General features: G+C 74.0%; 23 protein-coding genes and 1 riboswitch. Of the genes, 12 read left to right on the top strand and 11 right to left on the bottom strand.

Annotated elements, in window-relative coordinates; all coding sequences use genetic code 11:
• Nucleotides 1-294: 294 nt before the first annotated feature.
• Together AB0B76_RS21685 and AB0B76_RS21680 are read right to left on the bottom strand one after the other, a co-directional pair.
• Entirely contained in the window at nucleotides 295-498 is a 204-nt protein-coding gene (locus tag AB0B76_RS21685; protein ID WP_360377828.1) for a hypothetical protein, read from the bottom strand.
• A gap of 67 nt (nucleotides 499-565) precedes the next feature.
• Nucleotides 566-1,180: a TMEM175 family protein gene (locus AB0B76_RS21680; RefSeq protein WP_360377826.1), complete on the bottom strand. Its 615-nt coding sequence runs from the start codon at nucleotides 1,178-1,180 to the stop codon at nucleotides 566-568.
• Nucleotides 1,181-1,244: 64 nt separating this feature from the next.
• Here AB0B76_RS21680 and AB0B76_RS21675 point away from each other — a divergent pair, with 64 nt between their 5' ends.
• The gene (locus tag AB0B76_RS21675) at nucleotides 1,245-2,156 is read left to right on the top strand and encodes a hypothetical protein (protein WP_360377823.1); all 912 of its coding nucleotides are present in this window, start codon (nucleotides 1,245-1,247) and stop codon (nucleotides 2,154-2,156) included.
• 14 nt (nucleotides 2,157-2,170) lie between these two features.
• On the opposite strand, the gene AB0B76_RS21670 is transcribed toward AB0B76_RS21675, so the two are convergent.
• Together AB0B76_RS21670 and AB0B76_RS21665 are read right to left on the bottom strand one after the other, a co-directional pair.
• On the bottom strand, nucleotides 2,171-3,196 hold the full coding sequence (locus AB0B76_RS21670; RefSeq protein ID WP_360377820.1) for a DUF4034 domain-containing protein: 1,026 nt from the start codon (nucleotides 3,194-3,196) through the stop codon (nucleotides 2,171-2,173).
• Nucleotides 3,197-3,297: 101 nt separating this feature from the next.
• Nucleotides 3,298-5,118, bottom strand: a complete 1,821-nt coding sequence (locus AB0B76_RS21665) for a hypothetical protein (RefSeq protein ID WP_360377818.1) — start codon at nucleotides 5,116-5,118, stop codon at nucleotides 3,298-3,300.
• A gap of 120 nt (nucleotides 5,119-5,238) precedes the next feature.
• Here AB0B76_RS21665 and AB0B76_RS21660 point away from each other — a divergent pair, with 120 nt between their 5' ends.
• Entirely contained in the window at nucleotides 5,239-5,799 is a 561-nt protein-coding gene (locus AB0B76_RS21660; RefSeq protein ID WP_360377815.1) for a pyridoxamine 5'-phosphate oxidase family protein, read from the top strand.
• A gap of 85 nt (nucleotides 5,800-5,884) precedes the next feature.
• Here AB0B76_RS21660 and AB0B76_RS21655 read toward each other — a convergent pair whose 3' ends face one another.
• Together AB0B76_RS21655 and AB0B76_RS21650 are read right to left on the bottom strand one after the other, a co-directional pair.
• Nucleotides 5,885-6,046: a hypothetical protein gene (locus AB0B76_RS21655; protein ID WP_360377813.1), complete on the bottom strand. Its 162-nt coding sequence runs from the start codon at nucleotides 6,044-6,046 to the stop codon at nucleotides 5,885-5,887.
• 47 nt (nucleotides 6,047-6,093) lie between these two features.
• The gene (locus AB0B76_RS21650; RefSeq protein WP_360377810.1) at nucleotides 6,094-6,678 is read right to left on the bottom strand and encodes a TetR family transcriptional regulator; all 585 of its coding nucleotides are present in this window, start codon (nucleotides 6,676-6,678) and stop codon (nucleotides 6,094-6,096) included.
• Between the two features lie 93 nt (nucleotides 6,679-6,771).
• Between AB0B76_RS21650 and AB0B76_RS21645 the strand changes: the two genes are divergently transcribed.
• The 5 genes from AB0B76_RS21645 to AB0B76_RS21625 all read left to right on the top strand — a co-directional run bounded on the left by AB0B76_RS21645 (nucleotide 6,772) and on the right by AB0B76_RS21625 (nucleotide 11,553).
• Nucleotides 6,772-7,236: a MarR family transcriptional regulator gene (locus AB0B76_RS21645; RefSeq protein WP_360377807.1), complete on the top strand. Its 465-nt coding sequence runs from the start codon at nucleotides 6,772-6,774 to the stop codon at nucleotides 7,234-7,236.
• 23 nt (nucleotides 7,237-7,259) lie between these two features.
• The gene (locus tag AB0B76_RS21640; protein WP_360377805.1) at nucleotides 7,260-8,804 is read left to right on the top strand and encodes an MDR family MFS transporter; all 1,545 of its coding nucleotides are present in this window, start codon (nucleotides 7,260-7,262) and stop codon (nucleotides 8,802-8,804) included.
• Nucleotides 8,805-8,887: 83 nt separating this feature from the next.
• Complete coding sequence (locus tag AB0B76_RS21635; protein ID WP_360377803.1) at nucleotides 8,888-9,655, top strand: phosphodiesterase; 768 nt, start codon at nucleotides 8,888-8,890, stop codon at nucleotides 9,653-9,655.
• 121 nt (nucleotides 9,656-9,776) lie between these two features.
• Nucleotides 9,777-10,247: a hypothetical protein gene (locus AB0B76_RS21630; RefSeq protein ID WP_360377801.1), complete on the top strand. Its 471-nt coding sequence runs from the start codon at nucleotides 9,777-9,779 to the stop codon at nucleotides 10,245-10,247.
• 202 nt (nucleotides 10,248-10,449) lie between these two features.
• Nucleotides 10,450-11,553 carry a hypothetical protein gene (locus AB0B76_RS21625; protein ID WP_360377799.1) on the top strand — a complete coding sequence of 368 codons (1,104 nt, stop codon included), beginning with the start codon at nucleotides 10,450-10,452 and terminating at the stop codon, nucleotides 11,551-11,553.
• Nucleotides 11,554-11,761: 208 nt separating this feature from the next.
• Here the strand turns inward: AB0B76_RS21625 and AB0B76_RS21620 are convergent, their stop codons facing one another.
• Nucleotides 11,762-12,046, bottom strand: a complete 285-nt coding sequence (locus tag AB0B76_RS21620; RefSeq protein WP_360377797.1) for a hypothetical protein — start codon at nucleotides 12,044-12,046, stop codon at nucleotides 11,762-11,764.
• 101 nt (nucleotides 12,047-12,147) lie between these two features.
• Nucleotides 12,148-12,273, top strand: a riboswitch (cobalamin riboswitch).
• A gap of 59 nt (nucleotides 12,274-12,332) precedes the next feature.
• Here AB0B76_RS21620 and AB0B76_RS21615 point away from each other — a divergent pair.
• The 5 genes from AB0B76_RS21615 to cobM are packed head-to-tail and all read left to right on the top strand — an operon-like array spanning nucleotide 12,333 to nucleotide 18,537.
• The gene (locus AB0B76_RS21615; protein WP_360377794.1) at nucleotides 12,333-14,363 is read left to right on the top strand and encodes a VWA domain-containing protein; all 2,031 of its coding nucleotides are present in this window, start codon (nucleotides 12,333-12,335) and stop codon (nucleotides 14,361-14,363) included.
• 4 nt (nucleotides 14,364-14,367) lie between these two features.
• Complete coding sequence (gene cobO / locus AB0B76_RS21610; protein WP_360377792.1) at nucleotides 14,368-14,970, top strand: cob(I)yrinic acid a,c-diamide adenosyltransferase; 603 nt, start codon at nucleotides 14,368-14,370, stop codon at nucleotides 14,968-14,970.
• The gene (locus tag AB0B76_RS21605) at nucleotides 14,964-16,292 is read left to right on the top strand and encodes a cobyrinate a,c-diamide synthase (protein ID WP_360377790.1); all 1,329 of its coding nucleotides are present in this window, start codon (nucleotides 14,964-14,966) and stop codon (nucleotides 16,290-16,292) included. Before cobO ends, AB0B76_RS21605 begins: the two co-directional genes overlap by 7 nt.
• Nucleotides 16,283-17,797: a precorrin-6y C5,15-methyltransferase (decarboxylating) subunit CbiE gene (cbiE, locus tag AB0B76_RS21600; protein ID WP_360377787.1), complete on the top strand. Its 1,515-nt coding sequence runs from the start codon at nucleotides 16,283-16,285 to the stop codon at nucleotides 17,795-17,797. The genes AB0B76_RS21605 and cbiE overlap by 10 nt, the downstream gene beginning before the upstream one ends.
• On the top strand, nucleotides 17,794-18,537 hold the full coding sequence (cobM, locus tag AB0B76_RS21595) for a precorrin-4 C(11)-methyltransferase (protein WP_360377784.1): 744 nt from the start codon (nucleotides 17,794-17,796) through the stop codon (nucleotides 18,535-18,537). The genes cbiE and cobM overlap by 4 nt, the downstream gene beginning before the upstream one ends.
• Before the next feature lie 91 nt (nucleotides 18,538-18,628).
• Here the strand turns inward: cobM and AB0B76_RS21590 are convergent, their stop codons facing one another.
• The 4 genes from AB0B76_RS21590 to AB0B76_RS21575 are packed head-to-tail and all read right to left on the bottom strand — an operon-like array spanning nucleotide 18,629 to nucleotide 23,063.
• Nucleotides 18,629-19,597, bottom strand: a complete 969-nt coding sequence (locus AB0B76_RS21590) for a hypothetical protein (RefSeq protein ID WP_360377781.1) — start codon at nucleotides 19,595-19,597, stop codon at nucleotides 18,629-18,631.
• A 51-nt stretch (nucleotides 19,598-19,648) separates the two neighbouring features.
• Nucleotides 19,649-20,299 carry a hypothetical protein gene (locus tag AB0B76_RS21585; protein WP_360377778.1) on the bottom strand — a complete coding sequence of 217 codons (651 nt, stop codon included), beginning with the start codon at nucleotides 20,297-20,299 and terminating at the stop codon, nucleotides 19,649-19,651.
• Nucleotides 20,300-20,352: 53 nt separating this feature from the next.
• The gene (locus AB0B76_RS21580; protein WP_360377776.1) at nucleotides 20,353-21,012 is read right to left on the bottom strand and encodes a response regulator transcription factor; all 660 of its coding nucleotides are present in this window, start codon (nucleotides 21,010-21,012) and stop codon (nucleotides 20,353-20,355) included.
• 5 nt (nucleotides 21,013-21,017) lie between these two features.
• On the bottom strand, nucleotides 21,018-23,063 hold the full coding sequence (locus AB0B76_RS21575) for a sensor histidine kinase (protein WP_360377773.1): 2,046 nt from the start codon (nucleotides 23,061-23,063) through the stop codon (nucleotides 21,018-21,020).
• Between the last annotated feature and the right edge of the window lie 101 nt (nucleotides 23,064-23,164).

The following is a 23,164-nucleotide window of genomic DNA, read 5'->3' as shown; positions in this document are numbered from 1 at the left end:
GAAGATGATCTGCTCTGTGCTTTACGTCCGTGTTCAAGCCGTCTGCTGGGTCGACGAGGGAGTGGCCCGGATGGGTCGAGGTGCAGTTCGCCGAGTCGGACGGCACCACCGTGTCGATTGTCGAGAAGGCGCCAGTCGTCGACCACGACGACCGCGTGGTGCCTGGCGTCCGGTTCCCGGTCGACGTGGAAATTCCTGACAATTTAAGGCTCTTCGCTCTTTGCTCTTCGGCTTGCCTCCGTTTGAGCGTCCGCCCACCCGTGCACGCCGGCTGAGGTCCGCCTGCCAGGCGGCTCAGCGGCCGAATGCGAAGCGGCGGCGCTTCTTCTGGCGGCCGAACCGGCCCTGCACGAAGTCGGCCCCCTCGCGCAGCAGCTTCGTGCCTCGGCTCGGGCCGCGCCGGGCCTCGACGACCTGGCTCAGCTTGCGTACGCCCGCCGCCGCCAGCGGTACCGCGACGGCCACGACCGCATAGCGTCGGAGCAGGTTGAACAGCATGGCGTTCCCCTCACCGTGAGTGCCGTGCCCTGCCTTGTACCCCGATCAGGGGCTCCACACGCATGCCTCAGTCCGACGTTTCGTAGTCCTCGACGATCCGGCCGATGCGGCGGTCCGGCACGATCCACATGATCGCCACCCCTACGTAGCACGCGAGGGCGATCCCCACGCCTACGTGGCCGCCGCGGTCGATCAACAGGGCACTGAGGATGCCGGTGAGGTACACCGCCGGAGAGATCTTGCCCTTCATGTCGGCGCCGATGGCCTGCCGGAGCGGGGAGTCGGTGCCCTGCGTGCGGATGATCACCGTTTGGAGCACGAAGTACGCGATGGCCGCGGCCAGCAGGTTGACGCCGTAGATCACGACCGGGGTCTGCGCGAACGTCGATTCGTCCACCCAGCCCGTGGTGAACGGGAACAGCGAAAGGCAGAACAGCAGGGCGAGGTTCGCCCACAGCACCCCGCCTTTGACGCGCTGGACCAGGTGGAACATGTGGTGGTGGTTGTTCCAGTAGATGCCGACGTAGGTGAAGCTGAGCAGGTACGTCAGCAGGCCGATCCCGGTCGAGTGCACGAGGTCCGAGAAGCTGTGCCCGGCCGGTGGCTTCAGCTCCAGCACCATGATCGTGATGATGATGGCCAGCACTCCATCGCTGAACGCTTCGAGCCGACTCGTTCGCACCCGCGTCACTGCCCCTCGTCGTCGGTGATGTCTCGCGCAATGGGAAAGATCTATCATGGCCGCCGTGGTGCTGGATCCTGCGCTGATCGAGCTGCTGTGCGACGTGCCCGGGGCGACCGCGGTCTACTGCGTCCGGGATGATCGCGGGCGGACGATGGACACGCTGAAGGTCATCGCCGACCCGGCCGGGGGCTACCTGGCCGTGTACCACTGCGGTGTCGGTCAGGGCATCTACGAGGTACACGTCGCGACCTCATCGGACCTCGCAGCATGGACGTGGCGGGCACGGCTGGACGGTTTCGCCTCCCAGCCGTACGTGACCGCCTTGCCCGACGGCGGTTTCCTGGTCGCGGTCGAGGCGGGCGGGGCCGGCACGCCGCCCGGGCTGCGCCTGCTGGACTTCGCGAGCCGGGCCGATCTACTGGAGGGCAAGGCATCGCGGTCGTTCGACGCTCCGCACACGCTGGTCCCCCGGCGGAAGTACGCCGAGGGTACCCCGAACATCTACGCGGTGTCCGCCGATCGGTCGCACATCGACGTCGGCTTCCACTACTTCCGGCAGGGCAAGGTCGACCGGCAGGCCCGGGGCGTACTGACCGGGTTCGCCGACTGGTCGACGCGACGCGAGCCGCAGATCGACCAGGCCCTCGAATGGTGGGGTGTGCACGGCAACATCGGCGGGCGGGACATGTTCGGCTGGAAGGGCCGGGAGTACCTGCTCGTGGAGGGGCAGGGCGAACGGAACCGCTGGCAGACGTGGCGGACGTACCTCTACGACGCCGCCGGGCGCACGGCCTGGCCCCTCCCCGTCCGCACGCACGGCGGCAGCGCGGCGATCGCGAACCCCACCGTGACCCTGCTCGGCACGCCGTCCGGCGAGCCGGCGCTCCTGGTCACCGCGTACCTGTTCCACGACGGGGCGGCCGGGGGCGAGGGAGGCCCGCTGCTGTACTACCGCGCGCTCGGCTCGCCCTGAGCAGGCGCCACCGCTCAGGGACGCCCGGCGTCCTCCCACCGCAGCGTCACATCGGCCCGGGTGCTGGTGAACTTGTCGGCCGGGTCGGAGTACCAGCTCCAGGGATCGGCCCCGCAGTACCCGCCGATGGCGAAGAACTGGTTCATGGACTCGCGGTTGCGTCCCGCCCGGGAAAGTCCGTAGGCGAGCCAGTGACGCAGGTAAGGCAGCTTGACGTGCCCCGGATCGCCGGCCGCCGCGTCGTGGATGCCCGCGCTCAGTGCGCGGTTGACCCTTTCGCCGGCGTAGAACGCCTGGCGCGCCTCGTCCCCGTCCGGCCGGAACTCCTCCTCGAGCATCTGGATCCGGGTCATGGTCAGCAGCGAGCCCACCGGCGCGGCGGCGATGGCGGTCTCGAGGAAGTTCTCCATGAGCTCCAGCGAGCCGAACCAGCGCGGACGCCAGTAGTTCCAGGCGCGGTGGGTCGCGGTGAACGAGTGCGGCGCCCGCGCGGAGATCTCGCTCCACAGCGCCCGGTACTCGTCGTTGGACCACTGCAGTCCGAGCGCGCCGGTCTGCAGCGCGATCCAGGGCGCCGGATCGGCCGGGTCGATGTCGATGGCCCGCCGGCACACGTCGGGCACGTCGCGCAGCACGCGGAAGAAGCCCGTCCACTGCTCCCGGCTGACGTTCTGCGCGCGGTCGCTCGTGCGGATGTCCCACGCCGCCGAGACCAGAGACTCCGCGTAGACGGTCAGCGCGTTGACGCTGCGCGGGTCCGCCGCGAGCCACTGGCGCAGCCAGCCGTCGTTGCCGGCGGCGGCGTTGCCGAGCCGCGACAGTACGGCGAACCGGCGCTCGGACGTCATCGCAATGGTGGCGAGGAAACCGGCGAGGTGCGGCCAGTTCCCGGTCGCGACGAGCGGATCGACGACGTCGAAGTCCGGTGCGGGCCCGGCCCGGTCGGCCCGCAGCTGCGCGGCCGGCACGTACCCGTACGCGGCCGGGTCGATGGTGCGGGGCGATCCCGCGTCCTTGGCGCGCCAGTTGAAAAGACCCATGCCAGGATTCCCCGTTCCCTTCGGCACCGCACGCGGGCTCCGCTCCATGATCCAACATGCCTGCCGCCACCGTGGTCAACCGGTGGCGGCCCACGGTCGGGTCAGGACCGTCGCCCGATGATGCTCGCGAGCGGCCCGGCGACGGCGTCGATGTGCTCGCTGCGGGGTTCGAACGGTTCGGCGGTGGTCTCGAACCACCACCGGTCGCCCGGCCACTGCTCGAGGCGGGTGAGCCGGCCGTCGGCGTGGAGTTGTTCGAGGACGCCGAGGCCGCCGATCGCGGCCAGGTGGCCGGGGCCGATCAGGTTGCCCCAGTGCACGCCCCGGCTCATCACGTCCAGGCGCTGGTGGCACCATGACGCGCCCGTGCGCAGTTCGAAGGGCGATACATCGCTGAACTGGCCGGCCGCGTGGGCGTACCCGGTGACCGCCCCGATGGTGGTCGCGGCCGTTCGCGCCAGGCCGCGCACGGTGTCGATCCCGCCGTCGACGTGGCCCAGCAGCGACCGGGCGACGCTGATCTCGACGGTCGCGGGGCGGTCGGGCGACGGCGAGCGGAGGTCGACGGCGATCGTGACGCCGCGGCGGTACCGCGACAGGTTGCCGGCCCCGTCGAGCTGGTCGATCTCGGCCTGCAGGTGGTGCAGCTGCCCGGCGCGCAGCCGGCCGAGCGCCCGCGGCCAGTTCGCCTCGTCGCCGGTGGGGTCCGACCAGCGGCCCCGCACGGACTGCATCTGGATGCGGCGGCGCGTGCCGGAGGGCATGGGGTCGATGAGCGCCCGGTGGGCCGCGTCGAGCCATCCGGCGAGTTCGTCGAGCCGCTCGGCCAGGTCGGCGTACGTGTACAGCACGCAGCCCAGGCGCTGCTCACACGCCCGGCTCGCGCGCCGTGCGACGCCGCTGGACGGCTCGCCGATCCACGCCGCCGCCTCGGGCGTGTGCAGGGTCTCGCGATCCGGTGCCGGGGGCTCCAGGTCGGCCGCGACGTTGGCCCGCGCCCATCGAGCCGCCCCGGACGGGTCGGGGCATTCCGGCGGTACCAGGTGCCAGGGACCGACGGCCGGCAACCCGTCCTCGGTGCCGATCGCGGCGTAGCTGTAGAACAGGTCGATCGGCGGCTCGGTGGCCAGCATCAGCTGCCAGCCCACGCGGCTGTCCAGCACGCCGGCCGCGATCTGGGTCAGCGAGCACACGAGGATGCAACCGGGCCGGCCCCAGCGCTCGAGCTCGTGGGCGACGACGAAGGCGTCCCAGGACGGGTCGGTGTGGTCGATCGCGGCCGCGAGGTACACGATCTGCGCCTGCCGTGGCAGGCCGCCCGAGTCGCCGCCGGCCATCACGAGCGGGTACCGGCGCGGGGGTGGTTCTTCGTCGTCGGGCCGTTCCGGCGACTCCGGCCCCGGTCGGACCGGGACCGGGCCGACCTGCCGGATCTGCGCACCCGGCCCGAGGACCGCCAGCTCGGCCAGCGCGGCGAACAGCCCCTCCCCGGCGAAGACGTACCCCCGCGCGAGGATGTCGTCGAGCCGCCCGCCGTCGGCGCCGGCGAGCCCGGCCGCCTCCGCCCAGGAGAGCATGGCCGCGACGACCGGGCGGCGCTGGGCGGCCTGCGTCGCCTCGTCGGGCTCCACCGTCCGGCCGGGGAGGCCGTACGCGGGGCCGAACTCCTCCTTGAACAGCCAGCGGAACCGTTCCTGGCCGTCGTGCCAGCCGATCAGCATCGCGGCGTCGCCGTCCAGGACCACGGCGGTGAGCACCGGGCCGCGGACCGCCGACCAGGGGGCTTCGGGTTTCGCCGGGTCGGCGCTGCGGCACGCGAAGACCGACCAGCCCTCGACGGTACCGGTGGCAGCCGCCCAGGACGCCGTGTCCGCGGGCGCCTCGGCGGTGGGCACCAGCACGTACGCCGCCCACAGTCCCACGGCTCAGCCCCTTCCACCGGACGTCGGCGGAACCGTATCGGAGCAACCGCGTGGACCGACGTGGGGGGCGTCACGTGGGAAGGGATCGAATACGGCGCGGCCGAGGCGCAGGATCGAGCCATGAAGGTGCACGAGCGGATCGACGGGCGGCTGCAGGCGTTTCTCGCGGCGCAGCCCATGTTCTTCGTGGCCACCGCGCCCAGCGGGTCCGGCGGGCACGTCAACCTCTCGCCCAAGGGCATGGCCGGCACGTTCGTGGTGCTCGGCGAGCATCGGGTGGCCTACCTCGACTATCACGGCAGCGGCGCCGAGACGATTGCCCACCTGGAGGAGAACGGCCGGATCACGCTGATGTTCTGCGCGTTCCAGGGGCCGCCGAACATCGTGCGCCTGCACGGCCGGGGGCGGGCGGTGCCGGTCACCTCGCCGGAGTACGCCGGGCTGTTGCGCGTTTTCCCGGAGCCGCCGGACACGCACGCCGTGCGGGCGGTCATCGACGTCACGGTGGAGCGGGTCAGCGACTCGTGCGGGTTCGCGGTGCCGCTCATGGCGTACGAGGGCGACCGCGATCTGCTCATCCGCGCGCACGAGCGGCGTACCGATGCGGATCTGGCCGAGTACCGCCGGGTGAAGAACGCCGCCAGCATCGACGGCTGGCCGTTGTTCGCCGAGCACGAGTAGCCGCGCCCAGGCGGACGGGAGGCTGCGTCGCCGCCCAGTCGGGCGACCGTGGCGCTGTCGTCGACAGCCGCGTGGAGGCGTTGCGCTATGCCGGCCAGCAGCGGGTGTCGAAGTACGCGGCCTTGTGGAGGTGCTCCTCGAACGAGCGCTGGGCGGTCACGTCCTGCGGCGCCAGCACCACGCCGCGGCCCTGGGTGAAGCGCATCAGGTCCCGCTGGACGAAGGACCGCAGCAGCGCAGGAACCATGCCGTCGTCATCGACCGCGAACGCCGCGAGGTGAGCCGAACCGGCGGCTACTGCGGGGCGAACGCCGGGGCCAGGTCGTTGAGCGACTCGCGCATCACGTCGGCGAGCTCGGTGCCCTTCGGGCGGTCCAGCCACTCGTGCACCGCGACGCGCACGGCGACCAGGAACGCCGCCGCCATCAGGCGCGCGCGCATCGGCTCCAGCGGGCAGCGCCGCGCGAGCTGGGCGGTCAGCTCGTCCTCCATCGAGGCGTAGGCCGAGACCTGGTACGCGGCCAGGGCCGGGTGCCGGCGCACCAGGCGGAACTGGCTCACCCAGTCGGGGTCGCGGGCGCCGAGGTCGCGCTCGAAGTGCAGGGCGGCCGCGGTCAGGGCGGCCCACGGCGGCTCCGCCGGCGGGCGCTCGGCCACCGCGTCGACGAGGCGGCGCACGCGCTGCCGGTCGCCGTACAGCAGCGCCTCCTCCTTGCCGGCGAAGTAGTTCGAGAACGTCCGGCGGGACACCTCGGCCGCGTCCGCGATCGCCTCGACGGTGACCTTGTCCAGGCCGTGCCGGATCGACAGGGCCACCGCGGCCTCGTGCAGGGCCTGCCGGGTGGCGACCTTCTTGCGCTCACGCAGGCCTGGTCCCACCGCCCCGATGTTACCTACTTCTCATTGGGCAAACTTGCGCATTGGGCAAGTTTTTTGGATGCTTGTATCAGGCAAGTAATCCGGGAGGGTCCAGTGGAGCAAGTCGACGCGCTGCGGGACGGGCTGCGTGACCTCATGAAGGTCGTACGGCTCCTCAAGCAGCAGCACTCGTCGGAGCCCGGCGCGCTCGGCCCGGGAGTCGCGGGCGTGCTCGGCGCGATCGAGCGGCTCGAGGGCGGCTGCCACCTCAAGGAGCTGGCCGCCGCGTGCGCACTCGACCAGTCGACCACCAGCCGGGCGGTCAGCGCGTTCGTCCAGGACGGCCTCGTACGCCGCGTCGCGGACCCCCGCGACGGCCGGGCCAGCTTCCTGGAGCTCACCGGCGAGGGCCGCGACGCCCTCCGGCGGGCCGACGACCGGTACGCCGCCCTGCTCGCCGCCGCCCTGAGGGACTGGAGCCCCGCCGACGCCGAGCTCTTCGCCGGCCTGCTACGCCGATTCGCCACGTCGCTGAGCGAGAACCACCCCGCTAGCAAGACCCTGGAGGCAACACGATGAGTCAGACGCACACCGAGGAGCCGATGACCCATCGGCAAGTGCTGGAGGCGCTCAGCGGCCTGCTGCTCGCGCTGTTCGTCGCGATGGTCAGCTCCACGATCGTCTCGACCGCGCTGCCGAAGATCATCGGCGCGCTCAACGGCACGCAGACGCAGTACACCTGGGTCGTCACCGCCACCCTGCTGGCGGCCACCGCGACCACCCCGATCTGGGGCAAGCTCGCCGACCTGTACAGCAAGAAGGTCCTCGTCCAGATCTCGATCGTGATCTACGTGGTCGGCTCGATCATCAGCGGGATGGCCCAGAACACCAGCGAGCTCATCGCCGCCCGCGCCTTCCAGGGCATCGGCGTCGGCGGCCTGCAGGCGCTCGTCCAGGTGGTCATCGCCGCGATGATCCCGCCCCGCGAGCGCGGCCGGTACAACGGCTACCTCGGCGGCGTCATGGCCGTGGCGACCGTCGGCGGCCCGCTGCTCGGCGGCGTCATCGTCGACACCTCCTGGCTCGGCTGGCGCTGGTGCTTCTTCGTCGGCGTGCCGGTGGCGATCCTGGCCCTCGTCGTGCTGCAGAAGACCCTGCACCTGGTCACCGTCAAGCGCGACAACCTGAAGATCGACTACCTGGGGGCCACGCTCATCGCGGCCGGCGTCAGCACCCTGCTGATCTGGGTGTCGTTCGTCGACAGCTCGTTCGCGTGGATGTCCTGGCAGACCGGGGCGATGGTCGGCGCCGGCGTGGTGCTGCTCGCGCTCGCGGTGTGGGTCGAGTCCCGCGCGGCCGAGCCGGTCGTGCCGCTGAGCATCGTCAAGCAACGCACCACGGCCCTGTCGATCCTCGCGAGCCTCGCGGTCGGCATGGCGATGTTCGGGGGCGCCGTCTTCCTGGGTCAGTACTTCCAGATCGGCCGCGGCTACACCCCGACCGAGGCCGGGCTGCTCACCATCCCGCTCATGGCCGGCGTGCTGGTCTCCTCGATCGTGGTCGGGCAGCTCATCACCCGCACCGGGAAGATCAAGCCTTACATCATCGCCGGCACCGTGGTCCTCGTCGCCGGCTTCGCCGCGCTGGCGACCATCGACCACCAGACCTCGCTGGTCTTCGTGGGCTTCGGCATGCTGCTGGTCGGCGTCGGGGTCGGCATGTCGATGCAGAACCTGGTGCTGGCGGTGCAGAACACGGTACCGCTGAAGGACATCGGCGCCGCGAGCTCGACGGTGGCGTTCTTCCGCTCGCTCGGCGGCACGATCGGCGTGTCGGTCCTCGGTGCCGTCCTGGCCCGCCGGGTCAGCGACAACATCACGCACTCGCTCGCCGCGGCGGGCGTACAGGCCCCGGCCGGCGGCGAGACCAGCAACCTGAACCTCGGCGCCCTGCCGCCCGCGTTCCAGCACATCGTGCGGGCCGCGTACGGCGACGCCACCGGGCACATCTTCCTCATCTCCGCGGCCATCGCGGTGGTGGGCGTGCTCGCGGCGGTGTTCATGAAGCCGGCGATGCTGCGCAGCACGCTGGACCTGTCGGCGCAGAAGCCGGCGACGGAGGAGCCGGTGGGCGCGACGAACCGGTAGAAAAACCCGCAAAGACCCGAGCGGGGAAGGTCCACCCCCTGGAGCCTTCCCCGCTCGCTCGTTTCTGTGGTCAAAATGGCCGCATGCCGTTCGTCGCGCACCTCAGCGATCCGCACATCACCACCGGGCCCCTCGCCGCCGACCCGGCCCGCGGCCTGTACCAGGCCCTGACCCGCGTGCTGGCGCTGGAGCCGCGCCCCGACTGCGTCGTCGTCACCGGCGACCTCGCCGACCACGGCCGGGCCGACGAGTACGCGGTGCTCAAGGAGCTCCTCGAGCGCTACCCGGTCCCGGTCCACCTCGTCCCCGGCAACCACGACGGCCGGGCCGCGCTGCAGGCCGCGTTCGGGCTGGAGCGCACCACGTACGCCGTCGAGTACCCCGGCTTCACCGTCGTCGTGCTCGACTCCCTGCGCCCCGAACTCGGCGACGCCGGCATCCTCGGCCCCGAGCAGCTCGAGTGGCTCGACGAGACCCTCGGCCGGCTCGACGGGGTGCCCGCGTTCGTCTGCCTGCACCACCCGCCGATGCGGGTCGGCATCCCCGGGATGGACGCCATCCGGCTGGTCGACGGGCCCGAGTTCGCCGGCGTGCTGCGCCGTCATCCGCACGTCGTGCGGGTGCTGGCCGGGCACCTGCACCGGGTCGTGACCGCCGGGTTCGCCGGGACGATCCTCAGCGTGGCGCCCAGCACGTACCGTCAGGTGGACCTCGGCCTGCGGGAGGGGCGCCCGGTCGGGTTCGTCGCCGAGCCGTCCGGCTTCCTGCTGCACCGCATCGAGGGCCTGGAGGAGTGCGTGACGCACCTGGTGCAGGTGAGCCACACCGGGGCGCCCGTGATCGCGTATTGAGGCCGTTGGGCCGACGCCGGGTGGCACGTTTCCGGGATTTGGGGCATGGCGGGTGGCCGTACCTTGAATGCAGCACGTGAGCGCACCCCCCTTTGAGACGCACCCGAGAGGAACCACCCCCATGAGCGAGTACGGCGAGATCGACGCGGGCCAGGAGCACGGCTCCCTGGAGGCGGTCCACGAGGGCCAGGGCGCCGAGCTGGACCACCAGTCGCAGTACGGCATCCTCGAGCAGGACCACCACAGCTTCGAGCACGAGGAGTTCGAGCACCTCAAGCACATCGAGTACACGGACGCCGCGGGCAACCACTACGAGGTCACCGAGTACACGCACTACGAGCACACCGAGGTCGAGGACGACCACCGGCTGATGGCCTACGGCCAGGAGAGCACCGGCGACGCGGGCTTCGGCGCGGCCGACGGCACCGACGCGGGCTTCGGCGAGGCGGGCACGGGCGAGTCCGGCTTCGGCGAGGCGGGCTTCGGCTCGGCCTCGGTGATCTCCGGCCTGGAGAGCATCACGTCCCGGTTCGAGAACTTCCTCGGCTCGGGCCTGACGAGCGACAACGAGATCAACGACGCCAGCGCGTGATCGGCCCCTCTCGGGGTGGTGTGACGGCGCTCACGGCGCCGGTCGGCGGACTCGCCGACCGGCGCCGCGTCGTGTCCGGGCTCACGCCGCCCGTCGCCACCCCAGCTGACCGGCCACAATGTGCCGTTCTGTCGTTTGTCAAGGGTTTTCGGGACCGGAAATCGGCGGCGGTCCGGCCGGAATCGTCGCAGACTGGGACGCCATGAGCCTCGACGACGACTGGCACTACCTGCCCACCCGGACCCGGGCCGGCGCGCTGCAGCGCGGACTGGGCCGGGGCGCGGTGCGGGCCAGACAGGACCCGGCCGCGCCGGAGCTCGTGTACGCCTGCATCCGCCGCGACCATCGCTGGCTGCCCCTCGACGACCGCGGCGTCTACCTCGCCCGCCTGGTCCGCGACCTGGAGCTGCCGATCGGCCCGATCGTCGCCCGGCTCTTCACCGCCGACGACGAGACCGGGGAGTTCACGCACGTCCTGCGGGTCGCCGAGGCGCTGGGCCGCGCCGGGTCCGACGGGATGGTCGAGAGCTTGCGACGGTACATCCAGATCGGCCCCTACTGGCGCGAGGCCCTCGGCACCGTCGCCGCCGCGTGGCCCGCGAACTGGTGGGACGACCTGCTGCCGGTCGCCGCCGACCGCCTCGCCAGCGCCGGGCGCCCCCTGCACCTGCCGGCCGCCGCCCCCTGGGGCGACTGGGCCGCGCGGGACGAGCGCATCCACGCCGCCGTGGCGCACGGCCCCGGGCCGCTGACCGGCCTCGGCGAGCTGCTCAGCGCCGCCGACGAGACCGGGTGCCTGGTGGAGCCGTCCGTCGACTCGCTGAAGACCGCCCGGCACGCCGCGGCCGACCCGTCCTCGGCGCGGTACTGGAGCGCCCTGTGCGTCCTGGCCGACCGGGGCGACGAGTCCGACGGCCCCGCCCTGCTGGCCGGCCTCGACTGGCTCGACCGGCGCGACGACGACCTGTGCGGCTACGACCGCCTCGCCGACGGCCTCGCCCGCGTCGGCGGCGACGCCGCCCGCCAGGCCCTGCCGCGCATCCGCTCGCTGTGGTTCAGCCCGCACTCGTACGAGCGCGCCGCCTACCTGCGGGCCCGCCTGGAGCTGGAGCCGGACGCGTGCGCGGGCGCCCTGACCGAGGGCCTGTGGGACTGCGAGGCCGGCGTCCGGCTCATCGCGGTGCGCCGCGTCCCGCTCGACGAGAAACTCGAGCGCCGCCTGGCCTACCTGCGCGACGACCCGATCGAGACCCCCGAGGTCCGCGCGGCCGCGGCCGAGCGGCTCCTCCTCGAATCCATGGTGTAGCGGCCTGTCGCCTGGGTGACACATCGGCGCAAGTGCGTGCCAAGTCCACGCCAAGTGCCGTGCCGCATCCTTGCTTCAGCACCACTTGAAGGGGCCCGGTTCCGGGTCCTCGCACCGCCTAACTCGAGACAGCTCTCGATATCCATATATATGAGCCGGCCCCGCGACACCCCTCCCCCCTCGTGTCGCGGGGCTCTCGTACGTCCGCCTACCGCGCCGTGCCGCAGGTCGCCTGGATGCGCCGGGTCAGCCGGTCGGCGAAGCCGGGGTCGCCGACCACGCGCTGCTGGAACTCGTCGACCGGTGCGGCCGCCATCGTGCCCGCGGCGGCCCCGGCCCCCGGTCGCAGCCACATCGCCCGGGTGCCCGGCGGCGCGACCGAGCTCGCCGGGGCCCGCGGCGGCAGCCGCAGCGGCGTGGCGGCGATCAGGGCGACCGCCGCGAGGAGCACGCACAGTACGATCTGGGCGGCCGAGTCCAACGCGCGCCGCATGCCCGTCCCATCGGCCGGCGGACCCGGATCGTGAGGGTCACACCGCGCCACGTTGACGCACCGGTTGCCGGTGGGACACGATGGCGGGCGAGCGGTCTGCGGAGGAACCCGGTGCGAGTCCGGGACGGTCCCGCCACTGTGACCGGGGAGTCGCCCCTCAGCTCGGACCACGGCCGGCAACGGCTGGAAGGTCGGGGGGCGGCGGCGATCCGGCAGTCAGGAGACTCCGGGCCGCCGACGCAACAGCCGCCTCGCGGGCGCGGACCCGCCGAAGGGAAGAGTGCCCGTGACCTCGCCGTACCCGTTCTCGGCCGTCGTCGGCCTGCCCGACCTGCGCCTCGCGCTGCTGCTCACGGCGGTCTCACCGGCCATCGGCGGGGTGCTCGTCCGGGGCGAGAAGGGCACCGCCAAGTCCACCGTCGTGCGGGCCCTCGCCGCGCTGCTGCCCGAGGTCGGGGTGGTCGCCGGCTGCCGCTTCGCCTGCGACCCGGACGCGCCCGACCCCGAGTGCCCCGACGGCCCGCACACGCCCGGGGCCGGGGCCGAGCGCCGCCGCTCCGCCCTCGTCGAGCTGCCCGTCGGCGCGACCGAGGACCGCGTGGTCGGCACCCTCGACCTGCAGCGCGCCCTCGGCGACGGGGTCAAGGCCTACGAGCCGGGCCTGCTGGCCGCCGCGCACCGTGGGGTCCTCTACGTCGACGAGGTCAACCTGCTCCCCGACCACCTGGTCGACCTGCTCCTCGACGCCGCCGCCATGGGCCGCGCGCACGTCGAGCGCGACGGCGTCTCGGTCAAGCACGCGGCCCGCTTCCTGCTCGTGGGCACCATGAACCCCGAGGAGGGCGAGCCGCGCCCGCAGCTCGTGGACCGCTTCGGGCTCGTCGTCGGGGTCACGGCGCCCCAGGAGGCCGCGCCGCGGGCCGAGGTCGTGCGGCGGCGGCTGGCGTACGAGGCCGACCCGGCCGGGTTCGCCGGGCGCTACGTGGCCGAGGACGCCGCGCTCGCCGAGCGGATCGCCGGCGCCCGGGCCCGGATCGGCGGGGTGGCGCTGCCGGACGCGGAGCTCGACCGGATCGCGCGGATCTGCCTGGCGTACCGCGTCGACGGCCTCCGGGCCGACATCGTGGTCGCGCGGACGGCGGTGGCGCTCGCGGCCTGGCACGGGCGGACGGTGGTCACGACGGACGACGTGCGCGACGCGGCCCGGCTGGCGCTGCCGCACCGGCGCCGGCGCGATCCGCTCGACCCGCCGGGGGCCGACCGGGATCGCCTGGAAGAGGTGCTGGAGCAGGAGACCGGGCCGGACGACGACCCGCCGGGCGGCTCCCCGCCGCCGCCGGACGACGACCCGGTTCCGCCGGACCCGACCGACATTTCGGAAACGTCGGAATCGCCCGACGCCGGTGGGCCGCCCCCGCCGCCCGTCGCGCCCGAGCAGCGGCCTCCGGCCGAGCCGACCGATGGCTCCGTTAGCGATAAGCCCGACCCGCCCCGCGACTCCGATTTATCGGACACTTCGGATTCGTCGGATCTGCCGGATTCGGCCGGGGTCGCGGCGCCGGGGCAGCTCGCGTTCGCCGGGCTGCCGTACAAGCCGAAGCTGCTCAGCATCGCGGGCCGCGCGAACCGCCAGGCCGGCGCCCACGCGGGCCGGCGCTCGCCCGCCCTGTCGCGGCACGGGCGCGTGGTGCGCTCCCGCGCCCCGATCGGCGGGAAGCTCACGAGCATCCACGTGCCCGACACGATCCGGGCCGCCGCAATGCGCGGTTCGAGCCGCGCCGAGGCCCGCGACGTGCGCGAGGCGGTCAAGGTCGGCCGCGAGGCGAACCTGGTGCTGTTCGTCGTCGACGCGTCCGGCTCGATGGCCGCCCGGCAGCGGATGGGCGTCGTGAAGACCGCGATCCTGTCGCTGCTGCGCGACGCGTACCAGCGCCGGGACAAGGTCGGCCTGGTCTCCTTCCGCGGCCACGACGCCACCCTGGTGCTCGAGCCGACCGCGAGCCACGAGGTCGGCGTGGTGCGCCTGGCCGAGCTGCGCACCGGGGGCCGCACGCCGCTGGCCGCCGGGCTGCGCCAGGCCGCCCGCGTGCTGCACGGCGAGCGCCGCCGCGACGCCCGCCGCCGCCCGCTGCTCGTGGTCGTCACCGACGGGCGCTCGACCAGCGGGCCCGATCCGCTCGGGGCGGTACCGCTGCTGGCCGGCGTTCCCGCCGTGGTGGTCGACTGCGAGAGCGGCCCGATCCGCCTGGGCCTCGCGCGGCGGCTCGCCACGGCGCTTGCGGCGACCTGCATTCCACTGTCGAGCCTGGGAGCCTGAGAAGATGCCGCAGGGCAAGGTCGAGAACGTTCCCGACGACGGGCTCACCACCCGCCAGCGCCGCCGTCAGCATGTGCTCGCCGTGCACACCGGGCCGGGCAAGGGCAAGTCCACCGCCGCGTTCGGCATGGCGCTGCGCGCGTGGAGCGCCGGCTGGCCCATCGCCGTGTTCCAGTTCGTGAAGAGTCCGAAGTGGAAGGTCGGCGAGGAGGCCGCCCTGCGCGCGCTCGGCGAGACCGGCAAGGGCGGCTCCGTCGAGTGGCACAAGATGGGCGAGGGCTGGTCGTGGATCCAGCGGCCCGGCGCCGAGCGCGACCACGCCGCCGAGGCGGCCGAGGGCTGGGCCCAGATCAAGCGCGACCTGGCCGCCGAGGCGTACCGCTTCTACGTGCTCGACGAGTTCACGTACCCGATCAAGTGGGGCTGGGTCGACATCGCCGACGTCGTCGAGACGCTGCGCGAGCGGCCCGGCAACCAGCACGTCGTGGTCACCGGCCGCGACGCCCACCCCGACCTGGTCGAGCTCGCCGACCTGGTCACCGAGATGACGAAGGTCAAGCACCCGATGGACGCCGGGCGAAAAGGCCAGCAGGGCATCGAGTGGTAGCACGGATCGTCATCGCCGCACCCGCCTCCGGCCACGGCAAGACCACCGTCGCGACCGGCCTGCTGGCCGCGTTCGCCGCGCGCGGGCGCCGGGTGGCGCCGTTCAAGGTGGGCCCGGACTACATCGACCCGGGCTACCACGCCCTCGCCGCCGGCCGCCCGGGCCGCAACCTCGACCCGGTCCTGGTCGGCGAGGACCTCGTCGCGCCGCTGTTCGCGCACGGCTCGGCCGGCACCGACCTGGCCGTCGTCGAGGGCGTCATGGGCCTCTACGACGGGCGCACCGGCGCCGGCGAGTTCGGCTCCACCGCGCACGTGGCCCGGCTGCTGGCCGCCCCGGTCGTCCTCGTCGTCGACACGACCGCGCAGGCCCGCTCGGTGGCCGCGCTCATCCACGGCTTCCGCTCGTTCGGCGACGGCATCCACATCGCCGGCGCGATCCTCAACCGCGTCGGCTCGGACCGCCACGAGCAGATCCTCCGCGACGCCTGCGCCGAGGTCGGTACCCCGGTGCTGGGCGTCCTGCGCCGCCACGCCGCCGTCGCCGCCCCGTCGCGCCACCTCGGCCTGGTGCCGGTGGTGGAACGCTCCGCGGAGGCGGCCGCCTCGGTCGCCGCCCTCGCCGAGCTCGTCGCGGCGAGCGTGGACCTCGACGCGGTGCTGGCCGTGGCCCGCTCCGCCCCGCCGCTGACCGTGGCGGCGTGGAGCCCGGCCGTCGCCGAGCCCGTCCCCGGCGCGCCGGTCGTCGCCGTCGCCGGCGGCCCCGCGTTCTCCTTCGGCTACGCCGAGACCGTCGAGCTGCTCGCCGAGGCCGGCGCCACGGTCGCCCCGGTGGACCCGCTGCACGACCCGGCGCTGCCCGACGGCACCCGCGCGCTCGTGGTGGGCGGCGGCTTTCCCGAGGTGTACGCCGAGCAGCTCTCCGCCAACGAGCCCCTCCGCCGCGCGGTAGCGGGCCTGGCCGCGGCCGGGGGCGCCATCGCGGCCGAGTGCGCCGGGCTGCTCTGGCTGAGCCGCACCCTCGACGGCCGCCCGATGTGCGGGGTCCTCGACGCCGAGGCGGCCATGACCCCCTCGCTCACCCTGGGCTACCGCGACGCCGTGGCGCTGTCGGACAGCGTGCTCGCCCCGGCCGGCACCCGGGTGACCGGCCACGAGTTCCACCGCACGCGGGTCACCCCGGCGACGGGCGCGGCCCCGGCCTGGGCGTGGCGCGAGGGCCGCGACGGCTTCGTGTCCGGCCGCGTGCACGCCTCCTACCTGCACCTGCACTGGGCCGGAAACCCGGCGTTCGCCCACCGCCTGGTGGCGTCGTGCGTCTAGTCGCCGGCCTCGGTGCCCGCCCGTCGGCCGACCCCGCCGCGGTCGTGGCGCTCCTGCGCGAGTCGGTGTCCACAGTGGACGTCGTGTCCTTGTCCACCGTGGACAGCCGGCGCGATCTGGCGGAGGCGGTGGCGGCCGAGTTCGGCTGGGCGGTGGTCTCCTACCCGCCCGAGGCGCTGCGGGCGGTGGACGTCCCGTCGCCGTCGGCCCGGGTCGCCGCGGCGATCGGCAGCCCCAGCGTCGCCGAGGCGGCCGCCCTGCTCGCGGCGGCCACGCCGGACGGCGCGGCCGTGCTCGTCTCCGCCAAGCGCTCCTCGCCCGACGCCACCGTCGCCGTCGCCGCGCCCGCCCCCGACGTGGTCGTGGTGGGCATCGGCGCCGACGGTGAGGTGAGCGCGAAGGGCCTGGCGGCGCTCGCGGAGGCCGAGGTCGTCCTCGGCGGGCCGCGCCAGCTCGAGCTGCTGCCGTCCTCGGCCGCCGAGCGGATCGCGTGGCCGTCGCCGCTCGTGCCCGCCCTGCCGCGCCTGCTCGCCGAGCAGCACGGGCGGCGCGTGTGCGTGCTCGCCAGCGGCGACCCGATGTACCACGGCATCGGCACCACCCTGGTGCGGCTGCTCGGGGCGGCCCACGTCACCGCGCTCCCCCACCCGTCGTCGGCGTCGCTCGCCTGCGCCCGGCTCGGCTGGGCGGTCGAGGACACCGAGGTCGTCCGCGACGTGGCCGCGCTGCGCCGCCACCTGCACGACGGGCGCCGCGTCCTCGTGCTCTCGGCCGGCCGGCAGACGCCCGCGGAGGCCTGGCAGATCCTGGAGGAGAGCGGCTTCGCGGAGAGCGCCGTCACGATCCTCGAGGACCTCGGCGCGCCGGGCGAGCGGGTCCACCACGACCCGGCCGCGGCGGGCCCGCTGAACATCGTGGCCGTCGAGTGCCGCGGCCCGGCCGGGATCGCGGTGGTGCCGGGGATCGAGGATTCGCGGTACGACAGCGACGGCCAGCTCACCAAGCGCGAGATCCGGGCCGTCACCCTCGCGGCCCTCGGACCGCGCCCGGGCGAGCTGCTGTGGGACGTCGGAGCCGGCTCGGGCAGTATCGGCATCGAGTGGATGCGCGCCCACCGCGCCTGCCGGGCCGTCGCCTTCGAGCGCGACCCGGCCCGCGCCGAGCGCGTCCGGCGCAACGCGACGGCGTTCGGCGTGCCCGGCCTGCACCTGGTGGTCGGCGCCGCGCCGGAGGCCCTCGAGCGGCAACCGGCACCGGACGCGATATTCATCGGCGGCGGCTTCACCGCGCCCGGCGTGTTCGACGCCTGCTGGAACGCGCTCAAGCCCGGCGGGCGGCTGGTCGTCAACGCGGTCACCGTCGAGTCGGAGCGGCTCGTGGCGGAGCTGCAGCAGCGGTACGGCGGGGACCTGACCCGCATCGCCGTCAACCGGGCCGCACCCGTCGGCGGATTCCTGGCGTGGCGGCCGATGCTGCCCGTGACCCAGTGGGTGGTGCACACATGACCGTGTACTTCATCGGCGCCGGCCCCGGCGCGGCCGACCTCATCACCGTGCGCGGCCGCGACCGCCTGGCCGCCGCGCCGGTGTGCCTGTACGCGGGCAGTCTCGTGCCGGTGGAGCTGCTGGCGTACTGCCCGGAGGGCGCCCGGCTCGTCGACACCGCGAACCTCGACCTCGACCAGATCGTCACGGAGCTCACCGGCGCGCATTCGCGGGGCCTCGACGTGGCGCGCCTGCACTCCGGCGACCCGTCGGTGTTCAGCGCCCTGGCCGAGCAGCTGCGCCGCCTGGACGCGGCCGGCGTCCCCTACGAGATCGTGCCGGGCGTGCCCGCGTTCGCGGCCGCCGCGGCGTCGCTCGGCCGCGAGCTGACCGTCCCCGGCGTGGCCCAGTCGGTGATCCTGACCCGCACCGCGGCGCGCGCGACCCCGATGCCGCCGCACGAGGAGCTGGCCACCCTGGCCGCGAGCCGGGCCACGCTCGTGCTGCACCTCGCGGTCCAGCGCATCGACGAGCTCGCCCCGGAGCTGGCCCAGTGGTACGGCCCGGAGTGCCCGGCGGCCGTGGTCGCGTACGCCAGCCGCCCCGACGAGCTCGTCCTGCGCGGCACCCTGGCCGACATCGCGGCCCAGGTGCGGGCGGCGGGCATCAGGCGCACCGCGGTGATCGTCGTCGGCCCGGTGCTCACGGCCGCCGAGTTCCCGGACAGCCACCTGTACTCGACCAGCCGCCACCGCCCGTAGCCACTGCTGTCATGGACATCGGCGGCCCGGTCACGGGCATCACGGTCGGGTTGGTCGTCGCGGGCTGGGGCGGGGCGCACCTTCGCGTGCTTCAGTGCAGCTGCGGCAGGAAGCGGTGCCGGGCGAGGGCCGTTGTCGTGCGGACCGCGAGGGCGCCGATGAACACGGTCAGCGCGAGGATGACGATCCAGGCCCAGATCCGGTAGCCCGGCGGGTGGGCGTAGGAGATCCAGTGCAGCGCGAAGGTGGCGACCGCCGCATACGGGAAGGCGTAGGCCCAGAATCCGGCGCTGAAATGCAGATGGCGGTACACGCCGAAGAGCCGGAGCTGGATGAGGGCGGCCAGGAGCGTGTAGCCGGCGAGCCCGAAGGCCACGGCGTCGACCCTGCCGTGGTTGACGGCCAGGTACGCCAGGCCCGCGAGGGCGGGCGGGGCCGCCGCGATGGCCAGCGTGGGCTGTAGTTGCGGGGGCAGCGGGGGGCGGAAGTACAGCCGGGCCAGGATCATCGACTCGATGACGAGCCACGACACGAGCCCGATGCCGAAGAACACCCGGGCCGGGCCCGGCCAGCCGGCGAGGGCGGCGCCGATCGCGGCGATGAGCCCTCCGGCGACGGCCGGCAGCACGTATCCGGGGTGCAGCTTGTTCAGGTCGAGGCCGCCGGCGACCCATTGGCCGGTCATCCAGCCGGCCAGCAGGATCGTGACCGCGGCGAACACCCCGAACAGCCACTGCCCCGCCGGGCGGTCGTGCCGCATCAGGCCGATGGACAGCAGCATGGCGACGATCGGGATCAGCGCCACGAACGGTCCCAGCACCGGGTCGGCCAGCTCGGCGTGCCAGCCACCGGGTCGCCGCGGCACCTGCGTGACGTAGCCGGCGAGCAGCGTGAACCAGACGACGGCCGCCAGGAGGCACAGGAAGTCGGAGACCACCGCGGGTGCGAGCCGCAGCATCGCGGCGTAGCCCCAGCAGCCGGCCAGGCCGGTCAGGCCGTACGCGATGCCGAAGAGGTTCGGGGTGATCCCGACGTGTTGCTCGCTCGTGCGTGCGTTCACCGCGGCACGCTACCCGGCAATCCGGCGGTCATGCCGTCGCGCCGCAGGCCGTCACAGGTGCACCGGGCCCGGCAGCACCTCCGGCGATCGCTGGACGGAGCCTGACCGGGGCCGGACCGCAGGCCAGGTGAGCAGCACGAAGCCGACCGCGTAGCCGGCCATGGCGAGCACCCCGCGCGGGTAGAAGATGTGGCTGTCGTAGAACTCGTACGTGCACACGAGCAGCACCGCCGTTCCCGGCAGCACCCGCCATCCGTGCCGCACCGCCAGGGCCACCGCCGCCGCGACCACCGCCACCGCCAGCGCCCGCACACCGGCGTGCCCCATCGAGTCGGCGGTGCCGAACAGCGCCGCGATCGACGGCCCCACGTCCTGGCCGCCGGCCGCGTGGAGCTGCACGGTGCCGGCCGCGATACCCGCGACCGCGTCCAGCCCGGTGTACAGCGCCGCGAACGCCGCCGCGGCGAGCCAGGCGACCACGGTGGCGACACCGGCGACGCCGCGCCCCGGCCGCCCCCACAGGGGCACGATCAGCCCGAGTGTCAGCAGCGGGAACGCCGGCAGCAGCCAGATGTGCATCGTCGCCCACATGTGGGCGGTGGACGGGTTCAGCCCGGTCGGGTGGAACAGGCCGACGACCGCGAGCAGCAACGGGGTGACGGAGACGATGACCAGCCGGCCGATGGTGCGTGATCGGCGCATCCCCGGATCGTAGGCCCCTCCCGGACCCGCGATTCTTTCCAGCCGCTTACGAACTAGGAAGCAGAACCCAGGCCGGCCTCGCGGGCGCGGACGATGGCCTCGGAGCGGTCCGCGACCTGAAGTTTCGCGAACACGTTCGACACGTTGTTGCGCACGGTCTTCTGGGACAGGAACAGCGTCTGGGCGATCTGCGCGTTCGAGCGCCCCGCCGCCAGCAGCTCCAGAATCTCGCGCTCGCGTGCGGAAAGCCGAGGAAACGCGGTGCTCGCCGACGGCGGGCCGGCGGCGAAGAACTCGGCGATGCGCCGGGCCAGGGTCGCGCCGAAGACGGCGCCGCCCGAGGCGACGATCGTTATGGCGCGCACGATCTCCTCCTGCTCGGCCCCCTTCACGAGGTAGCCGCGGGCGCCGGCGCGCACGGCCGCGAAGACGGTGCCGTCGTCCTCCGACATGGTGAGCACCACGACGCCGGTCTCGGGCGCCTCGACCGCCAGCCGCCGGGTCGCCTCGATGCCGTTGAGATCCGGCATCTGTACGTCCATGACGACGACGTCCGGCCGGTGCCGCACGGCCGCGAGCACCGCCTCCAGGCCCGTCGCCGCCGTGCCGACGACCTCGATGCCGTCCACGGAGCCGAGCAGGACGGCCAGCCCGTCGCGGAAGATCGGGTGGTCGTCGGCCACGAGCACCCGGATCGCGCGGTCGTCGGTCATGGGCGTCAGCCTAGTGCCGGGGCGGGCAGGGGCAGATGGGCGCGTACGAGCGTGCCGCCGCCGGCGGGGCACTCGATCTCGCAGCGGCCGCCGAGCTCGGCCGCCCGCTCGCGCAGGGAGACCAGGCCGACGCCGCTCGGGGTGCCGGGGGCGATGCCGGCGCCGTCGTCGCGTACCTCGACCGTGAGCTCGCCGTCGCCCGCGGTGAGCGTGACCGTGCAGGTCGCGGCGCGCGCGTGCTTCGTGACGTTGGTCAGGGCCTCCGAGGCGATGCGGTACGCCGCGACCTCGACCGCCGCCGGCAGGTCGGCCGGGAGCTCGGCCTCGACCCGCGTGGTCAGTCCGGGCGCGCGCAGCCGCTCGGCGAGCTGGCCGACCGCGCCGGCCAGGCCGACGTCGTCGAGCGCGGGCGGGCGCAGGTCGTGCACGAGCCGGCGTACGTCGGCCAGGGCGGTCGAGACGTCCTCGCGAGCCTGGCGCAGGATCTCGTCGGCCTGCTGCGGCGCCCGCACCAGCAGGTTGCGGGCGGTGTCGATGCGCAGGGCCACGCCCCCGAGGGCCGGGCCGAGGCCGTCGTGCAGGTCGCGGCGGACCCGGCGGCGCTCCTCCTCCCGCGCCCCGACCAGGCGCTCGCGGCTGAACTGGAGCTCGGCCGCGAGGTAGCCGGAGCGGGCCGCGGCCGCCGCCTGCCGGACCACGTCGGCGAGCAGGCGCTCGTCGCGCGGGGAGAGGGCGGCCCGGTAGCCGCCGGTGGCGAGGATGAGGCGGCCGACGGTCTCGTCGCGGTACGTGATCGGCAGCGTCTGCGTGTCGGCGGGCGCCGTGCCGTGCTCGGCCAGCAGCGCCTGCCCGCCGGTGCGGTGGACCTCGACGGCGACGTACGGCGAGCGGAACGCCTCGGCGACGCTGCGCGCGACGGCCAGCAGCTGGTGCTCGGGGCTCTCGGAGCGCTCCAGCTGCTCGGCCAGGCCGGAGATGATGCGGTACGGGTCGTGCCGTTGCCCCAGCACCACCCGCTGGACCAGCACCCAGAGGCGGTTGCGCAGCGGGCCGTAGACCAGCAGCACCACGAGCAGGCCGACCAGGGCCGCGCCGCGGTCGCCGAGCTCGGTCGTGACGAGCGCGAGGATCGCCGCGTCGACGACGACCACGACGGCGGCCAGCGCGCCGTAGAGCACCGTGCCGCCGAGCAGCCGGTCGATGTCGAGCAGCTGCGGGCGCAGCACGCCGGCCGCGATCGCGGCGCCGGTGATCGCGATCGCCACGAACAGGCCGGCGCCGAGCACGGTCTGGGGCAGCACGAGCGCGGAGAGCATGACGAGCACGTCGACCACGCCCGCCCACAGCAGCCACCGCATGCGCGTGCGGGCCAGGCCACGCGCCGCACGGTACCGGCGGAAGACGACGGCGAAGGGGACCAGCAGGCTCAGCGGGAGCGCCGCGTAGCCCACACGCAGCAGCACGTGCCAGACGGAGTCGGGCAGCGGCAGGGTGAGCAGGTCGACCGACAGGTCGCGGACCGCGGCGGGCGCGGGGCCGTCGTCCATCGCGTCGGCGACGCGGGCGGGCACGAAGAGCAGGGTCGTGGGCAGGATCGCGGTGGCGCCCAGGCTGACCAGCGCCGCCCATCGCCACCGGCCGCGGGGCAGCCGGCCGTCGGGGTAGAAGACGAGCAGCAGCGGCAGGCTGAACAGCAGGCCGGCGCCGACACGCTGGTAGATCCAGTAGGCGAGCGCGGTGCCGGGCTCGACCGGCGGCACGGCGACCGCGTGCGCGACGTAGGCGACCGCGGCCCCGTCCAGCGCCCAGTGCAGCCCGCTCGCGCACAGGATCCAGGCGACGGCGTTGCGGGGCACGCGGTACACCAGCAGCCCGCCCGGCACGGCGAGCGCGAGCCCGGCCAGGCCCGAGATCCAGCCGGCCTCGAGTCCGTCGGCCGCCCGCTGGTGCGCCCCGATGCCCGCCTCGAGCACGACCGAGACGGCGGTCGCGGCGAGCGTGAGGGCCACGAACACGCCGCCGACCAGGGTGGACACGCGGGGCTTGGACACCCGGACATGGTGCCATCCGCGCAGTCCCGAGCACCCGGGGACGCGAGTCCCGATCCGGGCGGGACAACCGCCGGGACGGAACCGGGGTTGCGCGCCCCTGC

Source organism: Dactylosporangium sp. NPDC049140 (assembly GCF_040648435.1).
The sequence above is the reverse complement of the archived record's forward strand: the minus strand, read 5'-3'. Positions and strand labels throughout refer to the sequence as shown.

Bases quoted from the DNA above. Each gene is read 5' to 3' on its own strand.
- AB0B76_RS21685 (WP_360377828.1), bottom strand. From the start codon at position 498: ATGCTGTTCAACCTGCTCCGACGCTATGCGGTCGTGGCCGTCGCGGTA.
- AB0B76_RS21670 (WP_360377820.1), bottom strand. From the start codon at position 3,196: ATGGGTCTTTTCAACTGGCGCGCCAAGGACGCGGGATCGCCCCGCACC.
- AB0B76_RS21660 (WP_360377815.1), top strand. From the start codon at position 5,239: ATGAAGGTGCACGAGCGGATCGACGGGCGGCTGCAGGCGTTTCTCGCG.
- AB0B76_RS21655 (WP_360377813.1), bottom strand. From the start codon at position 6,046: ATGGTTCCTGCGCTGCTGCGGTCCTTCGTCCAGCGGGACCTGATGCGC.
- AB0B76_RS21640 (WP_360377805.1), top strand. From the start codon at position 7,260: ATGACCCATCGGCAAGTGCTGGAGGCGCTCAGCGGCCTGCTGCTCGCG.
- AB0B76_RS21635 (WP_360377803.1), top strand. From the start codon at position 8,888: ATGCCGTTCGTCGCGCACCTCAGCGATCCGCACATCACCACCGGGCCC.
- AB0B76_RS21630 (WP_360377801.1), top strand. From the start codon at position 9,777: ATGAGCGAGTACGGCGAGATCGACGCGGGCCAGGAGCACGGCTCCCTG.
- AB0B76_RS21625 (WP_360377799.1), top strand. From the start codon at position 10,450: ATGAGCCTCGACGACGACTGGCACTACCTGCCCACCCGGACCCGGGCC.
- AB0B76_RS21620 (WP_360377797.1), bottom strand. From the start codon at position 12,046: ATGCGGCGCGCGTTGGACTCGGCCGCCCAGATCGTACTGTGCGTGCTC.
- cobO (WP_360377792.1), top strand. From the start codon at position 14,368: ATGCCGCAGGGCAAGGTCGAGAACGTTCCCGACGACGGGCTCACCACC.
- cobM (WP_360377784.1), top strand. From the start codon at position 17,794: ATGACCGTGTACTTCATCGGCGCCGGCCCCGGCGCGGCCGACCTCATC.
- AB0B76_RS21585 (WP_360377778.1), bottom strand. From the start codon at position 20,299: ATGCGCCGATCACGCACCATCGGCCGGCTGGTCATCGTCTCCGTCACC.
- AB0B76_RS21580 (WP_360377776.1), bottom strand. From the start codon at position 21,012: ATGACCGACGACCGCGCGATCCGGGTGCTCGTGGCCGACGACCACCCG.